Here is a 12,074-nt window from a genome sequence, read left to right as displayed (position 1 = left end):
AGCTTGCCGGGACTAGGATGAAGGCATCGGGGCAGATCGCCTGCGCTGCCTTTGGCCTGCCGCAGGTGAGCGTGAACAACACTTATCTCAGGACGCGCCATGAAACATCGTCTGCTGTTTTGCTTGCTGGCATTGACCGCCGCCACTCCGGCGCTGGCGGCCAATGTCGGTATTTCGGTCAATATCGGAGAGCCGGGCTTCTACGGCCAGCTGGATATTGGTGATTATCCGCCACCGGCCTTGTTGTACCCGCAACCGGTGATTGTCAGCCCGGTGGTGGTGGCACAGCCACCCATCTACCTGCGGGTGCCACCGGGCCATGCCCGGCACTGGGATCGCTATTGCAGCCGTTACCATGCCTGCGATCGCCGGGTGTATTTCGTGCAGGATCAGTGGTATCGCCAGGAATATGCGCCGCGCTATCTGCGCGAGCACCCGCATGGTCACCATGACAATGGTTGGCATGAGGGCGATGACCACCGCGGGCATGGACCTCGGGACGGACGTCCGGGCGAGCCCTGGCCGGATCAGGGTGGACCGGGCCGCCACTGAGCTTGTCGTTTTCCCTTGCACACCGCCGGTCATGCCGGCGGTTTTGCATTCTGTGGCAAAGCGTTCTAGCCTGTGCTCAGAATGACTAACCCGTCCTGGCAGACAGGGCGCAACCACGGTGCAGCATGAGTACGCCTGATGCACCGGCAACAAGCAAGGGTGATGATGCTGGACGATGATGATGTGGTGCTGATTACCGTGCCTGGGTGGGGTAATTCCGGTGATAAGCACTGGCAAACCCTGTGGGAGCTGACCTACCCGCTGGCGCGGCGCGTGCAGCAGCAGGACTGGCTGTACCCGGAGCGCGAAGCATGGGTGGCGGCGCTGGATCAGCTGGTGCGGGACACGCCCGGCCGTATCGTGCTGGCAGCGCACAGTCTGGGCTGTCATACCACGGTGGCCTGGCTGCGGTCGGTGGATTTGGTCACCCAGCGGCGCATCAAGGGCGTGCTGCTGGTGGCACCACCGGCACTGCCGATTACCGAGGCAAGGGCGCGCGCCAGTGGCGAACTGCCGGCTGCTGCGGCCATGCCGGCTTTTACCGGTTTCGAACAACCTGACGCTGGCGCATTGCCGGTTCCGGCGGTGATGGTGGCCAGTCGGGATGATCTGTTTTGTGATTTCGCCACTGCCGAGTCCATGGCCTCAGGCTGGGGGGTACGTTTGCTGGATGCCGGCAAGGCCGGTCACATGGGCAGTCATGCCGGGCTGGGTAGCTGGGCGGCTGGCCAGCAGTTGTTGCAACGTTTCATCCTGGCCTGAACTGGCCTGTGACGAAAAACCGCCGTCCCGGATAGCGAAGACGGCGGTTGTTTCATGGTGGTAACTTGGTTAACTTAGCGGGCGACCGGGCGCTCCGGATCGCTGCACCATTCGCTCCATGAGCCCGGATACAAGCGGCTGCCGGTCAGCCCGGCATGTTCCATCGCCAACAGGTTGTGGCAGGCGGTGACGCCGGAACCGCACTGATGCACGATTTCTTCCGGGCTGATGCCAGCCAGTACGGCCTCCCATTCGCTGCGCAGGGTCGCCGGGTCCTTGAAGCGGCCATTGCCATCCAGATTGTGCTGGAAGAAGCGGTTGCGTGCGCCGGGGATATGGCCGCCGACCGGATCCATGGTTTCGCCTTCGCCACGGAAGCGCTCCGGACTGCGGGCATCCACCACGACAAAATCCTGTTCTTCCAGATTGGCCAGTACCTGATCGGCATCGACGGTTTCGATCAGGCTGGCCTTCACCGGGAAGCGGCGCGGCATATGGCGCTTCTTGTCGGTTTCCAGCGTGGCACCGGCCTGTTGCCAGGCCTGGATGCCGCCATCCAGTACCGCTACCGCAGCATGGCCCAGCCAGCGCAGCAGCATCCAGGCGCGGGCGGCGTACATGCCTCCGGCGTCGTCATAGCACACTACTTGTACATCGGCGGTAATGCCGGCGGCACCCAGGTCTACTGCCAGACGCTGGCCGTCCGGCAGCGGGTGACGGCCATTGCTGCCGGTTTTCACGCCGGACAGGTGGTAATCCAGGTTGAGGTAAAGGGCACCGGGAATATGGCCGGCTTCGTAAGCATGCGAGCCGTATTCCGGGTCGGTCAGCTGGAAGCGGCAGTCGAGGATGACGGTGTGTTCCGGGTCCAGTGTCTGTAACTGGGCCGGGCTGATGAGGGTGGTGTACATCGGCTACTCCTGTGGGCGTGATGGGCTGGTCGTATCGGCCTGCCTGTCTTGGGAGGAGCCGCTTACGAGCCGGCCCAGGGGCCGGCTTGAAAGCGGTTCCGCGTCATCGCTGGCAGCATTTGCCACCAGCATGATCGCTCTAGCCTACACAGAAGCCATGGCCGCGGGCAAGTTGCCGGGGATGGCGCGCTCAGCTGGCCGCTTGCTGCAAGAGGGCAGTGCGCAGCAGTCCGGCTAGTTGCGGCTGGCTGTGGTCGGCTCCTTCGCGCTGCGGGCTGGCCCAGATCGGGCTGGGGAAATGGGCATCATCGGCAAAGCGCGGAATCACATGCCAGTGCAGGTGCGGTACCACATTGCCCAGGCTGGCCAGATTGATCTTGTCTGGCTGCATGACGTGGCGGATGGCCTTTTCGGTGCGCAGTACCCAGTCAAGCACATGGGCGCTGTCGGCCGGAGGCAGGTCACTCATTTCGCGTACATGCTGTTTCCAGATGACGCGGCAAAAGCCGGGATAGCCGGCTTCTTCTACCAGCAAGACCCACAGACGGGCATCTTCGTACAGCAATTCGCCGGCAGGCAGGGTGCAAAGCGGACAAGTCATGAGCGGATCGCCTTATTCTGTTGAAGGATGTCGCTCATTCTACCGTGCCACGGCCTTGCGGTTTTTTTTCGTCTGTTATACTGATTCCACTGTCCGCGTGTTCAGTCCTGTCATGCGGAATGGCTATCCTGTACAAGACATCCCGTCGCTAACCCCCTGGAAATACTGTGTGAATCTGGTTCAGAACCTGATGGTGATTGCCGTACTGATTTTGATCAGTGCCTTCTTTTCCGTATCGGAAATCTCGCTGGCGGCGGCACGCAAGATCAAACTGCGGCAAATGGCCGAAGAGGGCGACGTGCGTGCCGAACGCGTGCTGGCCTTGCAGGCGCAGCCGGGCTTGTTCTTTACCGTGGTGCAGATCGGCCTGAATGCCGTGGCCATCATGGCGGGTATCATGGGCGAGGCGGCCTTTACCCCCTATTTTGCCCAGGCACTGCATCTGGTGTTTTCCGCCGACTGGGTGGAACGGGTCAGCTTTCTGCTGTCTTTCGTCACTGTCACGGCGCTGTTCGTACTGTTTGCCGACCTGATGCCCAAGCGCTTGGGCATGTCGGCACCGGAGCAGATTGCGGTGCGCGTGGTACGGCCGATGCAGGCCTGTGTGCGGCTGTTCATGCCCTTGGTGTGGCTGTTCAACAGCCTGGCCAATGCCTTGTTCCGCCTGTTTGGCCTGCCCACCGCGCGGCCGGACGACCTGACGCCGGACGATATCGTGGCGATGATGGAAGCCGGGGCCGAGGCTGGCGTGCTGCAGGAGCAGGAACATCACCTGATCGAAAACGTGTTCGAGCTGGAAAGCCGCACCGTGCCGTCGTCGATGACCGCGCGCGAAAGCGTGGTGTATTTCACCCTGCAGGAAGAAGAAGCCAGCATCAAGCGCAAGATTGCCGAAAGCCCGCATGCCAAGTATCTGGTGTGTGACGGCGTGGTGGATGCTGTCGTTGGCTATGTGGATTCCAAAGACATCCTGACCCGGCTGGTGAACCAGCAAAGCGTGTCGATCAAGCGTGAGCTGACCATCCGCAATGTGCTGATCATCCCGGACAGCCTGACCCTGTCCGAGCTGCTGGAGCGCTTCAAGGCCTCGCGCGAGGACTTTGCCGTGGTGATGAACGAGTACGCGCTGGTGGTGGGCATCATCACGCTGAACGACGTGATGAGCACGGTGATGGGCGACCTGGTGTCGCAAAGCCAGGAAGACCAGATTGTGCAGCGTGATGCCGACAGCTGGCTGGTGGATGGCGCCTCGCCGGTGGAAGATGTGCTGCGCGCGCTGGATATCGATGGCTTCCCGGATGACGAGAACTACGAAACCATTGCCGGTTTCATGATGTACATGCTGCGCAAGATTCCCAAGCGCACCGACCATGTCGAGTACGCCGGCTACAAGTTTGAAGTGGTGGACATCGACAATTACCGTATCGACCAGCTGCTGGTCACCCGTGTGCAGGCACCCGCTCCGGCTGGGGGCTGAGGCGGTTACGAACGCTTACACGGGCTTACAAGAGTCTCACAGACGCGCAGCTTTCCCCTCCCTAAGATGCAGTTCATGGAGACAGCAAACACGCTGCCCCCGGAACCCAACAAAGTCGCCTTACGGGAGAATGACCATGAAAAAGATCGCCGCCCTTGCCCTTGCCGCCGTGTTTGGTCTGGCTTCCGCTGCCGGTTTTGCTGCCGATGCCTCTGCTCCGGCTGCCAAGCCTGCTGTCGCTGCGCCGGCCAAGGCCCATGCCAAGGCACACCATGGCAAGAAAAAACATCATCAGGTGAAGAAGGCCCGCAAGGCCGCTTCGGCACCTGCCGCACAAAAGGCACAAGCTGCCAAAAAGCATGTGCACAAGCATCACCACCGCCATGCGGTGAAGCATCACCAGCATGCCCCGCGCAAGCTGAACCAATAAGCCATAAGCCGCACAGCGGCAGCTCACTCGCAGTATGTAGTGCTCAAGCAAGAGGAGGCGCAAGCCTCCTTTTGCTTTTGGCTAGTCCGGAGTTACCGGTCTGATCTGGCGCAATATCCCAGCATATACCGACAATGCTCATGTCATTGCGTGGCATCATGCTGGCTCTGCCAATACGGGCCGGATGGGCTGATGCTGACACTCTACCAATTCCCCTTTTCCCATTTTTGCGAAAAAGCCTGCTGGGCGCTGGACCTCAAGCAGCAGCCCTACCGCGCGGTCAACCTGTTACCCGCCTTGCATCTGGCCTGGAGCCGGCGCATGGCCAGTGCCAGTTCGCTGCCCATTTTGCGCGACGGGCCGTATATCGTGCAGGATTCGTCCGCCATCATCGACTATCTGGATCAGCGCTGGCCACAGCAGAGCCTGACACCGACAGACGGGAACCTGGCCCGGCAGGCGCGGCAATGGGAGCAATGGCTGGGCGATGAAATCGGCGTGCCCTTGCGCTTGTGGTTCTATTCCCACGTGTTGCGTCAGCGTCAGTACGCGATGGCTTTTTTGCTACGGGGCGCGTCGCGTGGCCAGGGACTGGTGTTTCAGGCGCTGTTCGGCCTGATCCGCCACGCCATGTTTTACAAGATGTGGATCAACCCGCAGAGCGCTGCTGCCGCCTTGCCACAGCTGGAGCGGGCACTGGATACGCTGGAAGCTGCCTTGCAAGGGCGGGATTATCTGGTGGGGGATGCCTTCAGCCGAGCCGATCTGACCGCCGCTTCCCTGCTGTGGCCGATGCTGCCGTGGAGTGGGGATGAGACGGCCATGCAGGCCTGCCTGCCCGAGGTGATCAGGCAATGGCGGCAGGGCTTCACGCAGCGTCCGCTGTATGGCTGGCTGCAGCGCACCTACCGCCTGCATCGCCCCGTATCTTGCATTCAGCCATGAAAAAACCGCAGGCCGGAGCCTGCGGTTTGTAGGGTAGTACCAGGGTGATGGCTTATAGCAGCACGCGTTCGATACCACCGTTGCGAGCTTTTTCCACGTAGTCCTTCATCCAGTTCTTGCCCAGGATGTGCTTGGCCATTTCCACTACGATGTAGTCGGCTTCGGTGCCGGTATCCGGGCTGTAGCGCGACAGGCCCTGCAGGCAGGACGGGCAGGAAGTGAGAATCTTCACCGGCTGTTCGGTAGCACCGATCTTGGCCAGATCCTTGTTGATTTCCTCTTCCTTGCGCGAGCGCACCTGGGTGGCAATGTCCGGACGACTGGCGGCAAAGGTGCCGGATTCGCCGCAGCAACGGTCGTTCAGCGTCACGCCACCGCCCAACAGCTTGTTGGCCACGTCCAGCGGTTGATAGGCCTTCATCGGGGTGTGGCAGGGGTCGTGGTACATATACTTCTGACCGCCAATCCCGTCCAGCTTCAGGCCCTTCTCCATCAGGTATTCATGGATGTCGATGATGCGGCAGCCCGGGAAAATGTCCTCGAAGCGGTATTTCGCCAGCTGGTCGTAGCAGGTACCACAGCTCACCACCACGGTCTTGATGTCCAGGTAGTTCAGCGTGTTGGCCAGACGGTGGAATAGCACGCGGTTTTCCGTGGTGATGGCTTCGCCTTTGTCGGCGTAGCCTGCCGACGTTTGCGGGTAACCACAGCACAGATAGCCTGGCGGCAGCACGGTCTGGGTGCCGACATGCCACAACATGGCCTGGGTGGCGAGGCCCACCTGGCTGAACAGGCGTTCCGAGCCGCAGCCGGGGAAGTAGAACACCGCTTCGGCATCTTCCGCCACCTGCGGGTTGCGGATGACCGGCACCACATTGGCATCCTCCACATCCAGCAGCGCACGGGCGGTTTTCTTCGGCAGGCCGCCCGGCATCGGCTTGTTGATGAAGTGAATGATTTGTTCCTTCACCGGTGCCTTGCCGACGGTGGACGGCGGCTGCTTGGTTTGTCCGCCGGTCAGGTGCAGCTTCTTGCCCACGCTGTAACCCAGGCGCTGTGCCTTGTAGGCAAAGCCGACCAGGCCGCCACGGATGGCCTTGATGGTGGACGGGTCCTTGACGGTGAGGAAGGCCATGCCCAGCGCGGTGCCGGGATTGAAGCGCTTGTTGCCGGTCTTGCGCAGGAAGTTGCGCATGGCGACCGACACATCGCCGAAGTCGATCTTCACCGGGCAGGGTTTCACGCAGCGGTGGCATACCGTGCAGTGATCCGCCACGTCGGACAGCTCGTCAAAGTGCTTCAGGCTGACGCCACGGCGGGTCTGTTCTTCGTACAGGAAGGCCTCGGTCAGCAGGCCGACGCCCAGAATCTTGTTGCGCGGGCTGTACAGCAGGTTGGCGCGCGGTACGTGGGTGGAACACACCGGTTTGCACTTGCCGCAACGCAGGCAGTCCTTGACGCTGTTGGAAATGGCACCAATGTCGGATTGTTCCAGAATCAGCGATTCCGCCCCCAGCAGCGAGAACGACGGGGTGTAGGCCATGGTGAGGTCGGCACCCGGCAACAGCTTGCCGCGGTTGAAATGACCGTTGGGGTCCACGCGTTGCTTGTAGGCGCGGAAGGGGGCGATTTCCTCTTCGGTGAGGAATTCCAGCTTGGTGATGCCGATGCCGTGTTCGCCGGAAATCACGCCGTTCAGGCTGCGTGCCAGTTCCATGATGCGGGCCACCGCCTTGTGCGCGGTTTGCAGCATGTCGTAGTCGTCGGAGTTGACCGGCAGGTTGGTATGCACATTGCCGTCACCGGCATGCATGTGCAGCGCCACGAACACGCGGCCGCGCAGCACTTTCTGGTGCAGTGCGTGCACGGCGTCCAGGATCGGCGCATCGGCCTTGCCGGAGAACAGGTTTTCCAGATCGTTCAGCAACTCGTCCTTCCAGCTGACGCGCAGCTGGAAGTCACGCATGGCGATGAACACGCTGGACGGACTGGCATTGGCATCCACCAGTGGCGCATCCGGCCACAGGCTGCGGTACTGGGCAAACGGGGCATCCAGATTGTCCAGCAACCACTGCCAGCGCTGACGCAGGGTGGCAATCAGCTCCAGTGCGGAGCTGCGACGCTCGCCGATGATTTCGTCGGCCGAAACGGCGCCGCCTTCGGTGTCCACCGGCAGGTTGCCCTGGAAGTATTCGCTCAGCGTATCCAGCAGGCGCAGCTTGTTGGCGACGGACAATTCGATATTGATGCGTTCGATACCGTCGGAGTAATCACCCAGGCGCGGCAGCGGAATCACCACGTCTTCGTTGATCTTGAAGGCATTGGTATGGCGCGAGATGGCGGCAGTGCGCGAGCGGTCCAGCCAGAACTTCTTGCGTGCTTCCGCGGTGACGGCGATAAAGCCTTCGCCGGTACGGGCATTGGCAAAGCGCACCACCTGGCTGGCGGCTTCGGCTACCGCGTTCTCATCGTCGCAGACAATGTCGGCGATCAGCACCATTTTCGGGCGCCCCTTGCTCTTGGCCTTGGTGGCATAGCCCACGGCACGCACGTAGCGCCAGTCCAGGTGTTCCAGACCGGCCAGTTGCACACCGGCAGCATGACCGGCACCGCCTTGCTTGAAGTAGTCGGTGATTTCCACGATGGCCGGGGTGGCCTGGGCCACGGTGCCGAAGAATTCCAGACACACGGTGCGGGTGTGCGCCGGCATGCGGTGCAGTACGAAGCGCGCGCTGGTGATGATGCCGTCGGTACCTTCCTTCTGTACGCCAGGCAGGCCGGCCAGGAATTTGTCGGTCACGTCCTTGCCCAGGCCGACCTTGCGGAAGGTGGGGCCAGGGATGTCCAGCTGCTCGGTGGACAGGACGGTCTTGTCGTCTTCCTTGTAGCGGGTGATGCGGAAGCTGGCCACGTCCACGTCGTGGATCTTGCCGTAGTTGTGGCCGACCCGTTCGATAAACATCCAGTTACCGTTGGGGTCCACCATTTTCCAGCTGGCCAGATTGTCCAGCGCAGTCCCCCACAGCAGGGCTTTCTTGCCGCCGGCATTCATGGCGACGTTGCCGCCAATACAGGAGGCTTCGGCGGAGGTGGGGTCCACGGCAAATACCAGCCCGGCAGCACTGGCTGCCTCGGCCACGCGGGCGGTGACCACACCGGCACCACACTGGATGGTGGCGCGCTGGCCATCCAGGCCGGGCAGGGCGATGTATTCCACGCCGTTGTGCTGCACCAGCTTTTCGGTGTTGATGACGGCGCTGCGGCGGTCCAGCGGCACTGCACCGCCGGTGTAGCCGGTACCACCGCCACGCGGGATGATGGTCAGTTCCAGTTCGATCAGCGCCCGCACCAGCGGCGCGATTTCTTCTTCGGTATCCGGTGACAGCACCACGAATGGGTATTCCACGCGCCAGTCGGTGGCGTCGGTCACGTGCGAGACACGCGCCAGGCCATCAAACAGGATGTTGTCGCGGCGGGTGTGTCGGCTGAGCTTTTTCAGGATGGCCTGACGCAGTTCGCGGGTTTCGGCAAATTGCTGCTCGAAAGCATTCACCGCCTGGCGGGCGGCAGCAATCAGCTGGCCCACCTTGTCATTGCCTTCGCGGCGCTTTTCCACTTCCTGCAGGCGGTGGTGCATGGCTTCCACCAGCGCGGACAGGCGCTTGGGGTTGTCCAGCAGATCGTCTACCAGGTAGGGGTTACGGTCCACTACCCAGATATCCCCCAGCACTTCAAACAACATGCGGGCAGAACGGCCGGTCTTGCGCTCGCTGCGCAACTCTTCCAGCAGCGCCCACATGGGTGCGCCCAGAAGCCGGATGAAGATTTCCCGGTCCGAATACGATGTGTAGTTATAGGGGATCTCGCGGAGACGCTGATGGGTGCTGGTGGTCATGGTCCGTGCTGCTGTAATTGTTTGAATACATTAGCGGCTAGTTTAGCCCAATTGCTGCGTTGCGAAAAATGCCGTTCACGTCATTTTTACATTTTGATATAAAGATACCGACCTGTTCTGGATGTTGTCCGACAAAACAGGCCCGTCTGCCTTAAGGTATTGCCACAAAAGGAAAAGCCCCTGTTATTAGCAGGGGCTGTGGTGTTTTGGCGGCAGTTTCACTGCTGTGTGACAGCCAGCTGTGCAGCCAGACGCACGGCTTCATACAGGCTGCCCGGATCGGCCCGGCCGCTGCCGGCCAGGTCCAGTGCCGTGCCGTGGTCCACCGAGGTGCGGATGATGGGCAGACCCAGCGTGATGTTGATGCCGGCCCCGAAGCTGGCGTGCTTGAGTACCGGCAGGCCCTGGTCGTGGTACATGGCCAGTACCGCATCGGCCGTGGCCAGCTTGTCCGGGTTGAACAGGGTGTCAGCCGGTAGCGGGCCGATCAGCTGCATGCCTTCGGCGCGCAAGTCTTGCAATACCGGTTCGATGACGTCGATTTCCTCACGTCCCATGTGGCCGGATTCTCCGGCATGCGGGTTGAGGCCCGCCACCAGAATGCGCGGATTCTGCAGCCCGAACTTGTGCTGCAAATCGCCATGCAGGATGCGGATGACGGCTTCCAGCTCCGGCTTGGTGATGGCGTCGGCCACGGCACGCAGCGGCAGATGGGTGGTGACCAGCGCCACCCGCATGCCGGCCCCGGCCAGCATCATCACCACGCGCGGGGTGGCGGTGTGTTCTGCCAGATATTCGGTATGGCCACTGAATGCCACGCCCGCATCGTTGATCACGCCCTTGTGTACGGGCGCAGTTACCATGCCGGCAAACTCACCGGACAGACAGCCGGCAATGGCTGCATCCAGCGTATCCAGCACATAACGGCCATTGCGCTTATCCAGCACGCCAGGGGTAACCGGTGCGGCCAGCGGCACATGCAGCACTTCCAGCGTACCGGCCGCGGGGGCCGGCTGGCCGGACTGGTAAGGCTGGAATGACAGCTGATGCAGGCCCAGCTGCAGTGCGCGCTGTTGCAGCAGCTGCAGGTCGGCAATCACCACCAGCCGGGCATTTACCGTGAGGCGGCCCAAGGTGAGTACCAGATCCGGGCCGATGCCGGCCGGTTCTCCGGCGGTGACAGCCAGCAGGGGGCGTGCCGCAGTCATGGCTTACTTGTCATCCAGGCGCTGTTCGACAAAGGCGGAATCACGCAGCTGACGCACCCAGTCCAGATAAGCCTGGTCCAGCTTGCGCAGGCGCAGCTGCTGCTTGATGGTCTGACGTTCGCGATCGGCGGAGACATCCTGGTTGCGCTTGGCATCCACCAGGATCAGGTGCCAGCCAAACGGGCTGCGTACTGGCTCGGACACCGTGCCCACCGGCAGGGCCAGCATGGCTTTTTCGAATTCCGGCACCATGTCGCCCTTGTTCACCCAGCCCAGATCGCCGCCTTTGACATTGCTGCCATCTTCGGAATACAGCTTGGCCATTTCGGCAAACTTGGCACCGCGCAGAATACGGTCGCGGATTTGCAGGATGCGGTTCTTGGCGTCGGTATCGGAAACCGCTTCATTGGTGCGGATCAGGATATGCGAGGTGTGGTATTGCTCGACCACCAGCGGCTGGTTGCCGCCACGCTTCTCGATCAGCTGGAAAATCATGAAGCCTTGCGGCGTGCGAATGACGCCGGTGTGCTGGCCCGGGTTGAGGCTGTCCAGCAGCGATACGAATTCCTGCGGCAAGGTGGCAGCCGGACGCCAGCCCAGATCGCCACCCTTGATGCCGTTCGGTGCATCGGAGTAAGTGGCTGCCACCTTGGCAAACGGCTGCTTGTCATTCAGCTCGGCCAGTGCCTTGCTGGCCTTGGCTGCCAGGTTGTCCAGCTGCTTGGCGTCGGCACGCTCCGGGGTGCTGACCAGAATGGTGGCCAGGTGGTATTCGTTGCGATTGGCACTCTGGGCACTTTTCAGTACCTGATCCACTTCGCTGTCAGTCACATTGATGCGCGAGCCGATTTCATTGTTTTTCAGACGGGCCAGAATGATTTCGCGGCGGATTTCCTCACGGAAGCGGGCAAACGGCACGCCTTCCTTGGCCAGCTGCGCTTGCAGGCCTTTTACGTCCAGCTTGTTCTGCTTGGCGAGGTCGGCAATGGCCAGGTCCAGGTCATGGTCATCCACGCGGATGCCGTTGCTGTTGGCGTATTCCAGCTGTGTCTGCTCGGTAATCATCTGCTCCAGCACCTGATGCGCCAGAACGTCACGCGACGGCGGGGTGACATTCTGTCCTTTCAGTTGCTGGATGACGGCATCAATACGGTTTTGCAGGTCCAGATTGGTGATGACGGTCTTGTTGACCACCGCCACGATGCGATCCATTTCATTGACCGGGTTGGCCGGTGCTGCGTGGGTCGTCTGGACGAATGTTGCAATCAACAGAGCAAGCAGGGTTTTTTTCAT

General features: G+C 61.4%; 10 protein-coding genes. 5 read left to right on the top strand and 5 right to left on the bottom strand.

Annotation, left to right across the window (positions count from 1 at the left end; all coding sequences use genetic code 11):
• Positions 1-99 precede the first annotated feature (99 nt).
• Together DKK66_RS05860 and DKK66_RS05855 are read left to right on the top strand one after the other, a co-directional pair.
• The gene (locus DKK66_RS05860; RefSeq protein ID WP_062788358.1) at positions 100-552 is read left to right on the top strand and encodes a hypothetical protein; all 453 of its coding nucleotides are present in this window, start codon (positions 100-102) and stop codon (positions 550-552) included.
• Positions 553-690: 138 nt separating this feature from the next.
• A complete protein-coding gene (locus DKK66_RS05855; RefSeq protein WP_242673575.1) occupies positions 691-1,314 on the top strand; it encodes an alpha/beta hydrolase in 624 nt (207 codons plus the stop codon).
• Between the two features lie 74 nt (positions 1,315-1,388).
• On the opposite strand, the gene DKK66_RS05850 is transcribed toward DKK66_RS05855, so the two are convergent.
• Together DKK66_RS05850 and DKK66_RS05845 are read right to left on the bottom strand one after the other, a co-directional pair.
• Positions 1,389-2,225 carry a sulfurtransferase gene (locus DKK66_RS05850; protein ID WP_062788356.1) on the bottom strand — a complete coding sequence of 279 codons (837 nt, stop codon included), beginning with the start codon at positions 2,223-2,225 and terminating at the stop codon, positions 1,389-1,391.
• Positions 2,226-2,415: 190 nt separating this feature from the next.
• Positions 2,416-2,826: an HIT family protein gene (locus DKK66_RS05845; protein WP_131356209.1), complete on the bottom strand. Its 411-nt coding sequence runs from the start codon at positions 2,824-2,826 to the stop codon at positions 2,416-2,418.
• A 169-nt stretch (positions 2,827-2,995) separates the two neighbouring features.
• Between DKK66_RS05845 and DKK66_RS05840 the strand changes: the two genes are divergently transcribed.
• From DKK66_RS05840 to DKK66_RS05830, 3 genes are all read left to right on the top strand, one after another.
• The gene (locus tag DKK66_RS05840; protein WP_207389854.1) at positions 2,996-4,303 is read left to right on the top strand and encodes a hemolysin family protein; all 1,308 of its coding nucleotides are present in this window, start codon (positions 2,996-2,998) and stop codon (positions 4,301-4,303) included.
• 136 nt (positions 4,304-4,439) lie between these two features.
• Positions 4,440-4,733 carry a hypothetical protein gene (locus tag DKK66_RS05835; RefSeq protein ID WP_045846384.1) on the top strand — a complete coding sequence of 98 codons (294 nt, stop codon included), beginning with the start codon at positions 4,440-4,442 and terminating at the stop codon, positions 4,731-4,733.
• 192 nt (positions 4,734-4,925) lie between these two features.
• Positions 4,926-5,678, top strand: a complete 753-nt coding sequence (locus DKK66_RS05830) for a glutathione S-transferase family protein (protein ID WP_131356206.1) — start codon at positions 4,926-4,928, stop codon at positions 5,676-5,678.
• A 52-nt stretch (positions 5,679-5,730) separates the two neighbouring features.
• Here DKK66_RS05830 and DKK66_RS05825 read toward each other — a convergent pair whose 3' ends face one another.
• The 3 genes from DKK66_RS05825 to DKK66_RS05815 form a co-directional block, all read right to left on the bottom strand.
• Positions 5,731-9,573: a DUF3683 domain-containing protein gene (locus DKK66_RS05825; RefSeq protein ID WP_062788347.1), complete on the bottom strand. Its 3,843-nt coding sequence runs from the start codon at positions 9,571-9,573 to the stop codon at positions 5,731-5,733.
• A 218-nt stretch (positions 9,574-9,791) separates the two neighbouring features.
• Entirely contained in the window at positions 9,792-10,781 is a 990-nt protein-coding gene (pdxA, locus tag DKK66_RS05820; protein WP_131356203.1) for a 4-hydroxythreonine-4-phosphate dehydrogenase PdxA, read from the bottom strand.
• Between the two features lie 3 nt (positions 10,782-10,784).
• Positions 10,785-12,074, bottom strand: a complete 1,290-nt coding sequence (locus DKK66_RS05815; RefSeq protein ID WP_242673574.1) for a peptidylprolyl isomerase — start codon at positions 12,072-12,074, stop codon at positions 10,785-10,787.

The organism is Aquitalea sp. USM4 (assembly GCF_004328945.1).
Classification (GTDB): Bacteria; Pseudomonadota; Gammaproteobacteria; order Burkholderiales; family Chromobacteriaceae; genus Aquitalea; species Aquitalea pelogenes.
This window is presented reverse-complemented; position numbering and strand designations above follow the sequence as displayed.